1 pseudogene is annotated in these 515 nt (G+C 60.2%); it reads right to left on the reverse strand.

What is annotated here, in order from left to right:
• Window positions 1–90 precede the first annotated feature (90 nt).
• Window positions 91–515, reverse strand: a pseudogene (locus HV670_RS30500) (ISNCY family transposase); the annotation flags it as partial.

A 515-nucleotide genomic window follows, 5' to 3' on the forward strand; every position in this document is an offset into this window, starting at 1 on the left:
TGTCGAGGCCATTCTTAAATGTCGGGGGTGGGGCTACATAGAAATGTCGTGTTTTTAAGGTTGAAAGTTTTGTCTCTAACGGGTTACCGCTCACGCAGTGTTGAAGAACCGTGCCTGAAATAGCAGGGCGCTGACGCGCCGTTCAGCCTGCACGTGCAGACCGACGGCCAGGTTTGCCGGATGGTTTCGGCTGTCTGCGTTGGGCCAGATCCGCGACCACTTCGTTGATGTCGTCCTGCGTGAATTCACGTTGCTTCTTGGTGCCGGGCTGCCGCTTCTGCGTTCGGACCGCCGCGCCCAGATGAGTGCGTGAGGGCGCTGTCCCAATGCGGCGGTTATCGCGCTGCGCCTGAAGGGCCTGCGCCACCTGCAACACATGACTCAGCCGTTTGTGCTCAACAATCGCCCCCTGGTCAATTTCGGCCAGCCGGTCATAGGGCCGACTCGGCAACACCCGGCCATCGGCCCGGATCTCGATGCAGCCGTCCGGGTACTCCCACACGTCGATATAGCGA

Origin of the sequence: Pararobbsia alpina, from assembly GCF_902859895.1 — a bacterium.
In the GTDB taxonomy this organism is placed as follows: Bacteria; Pseudomonadota; Gammaproteobacteria; order Burkholderiales; family Burkholderiaceae; genus Pararobbsia; species Pararobbsia alpina.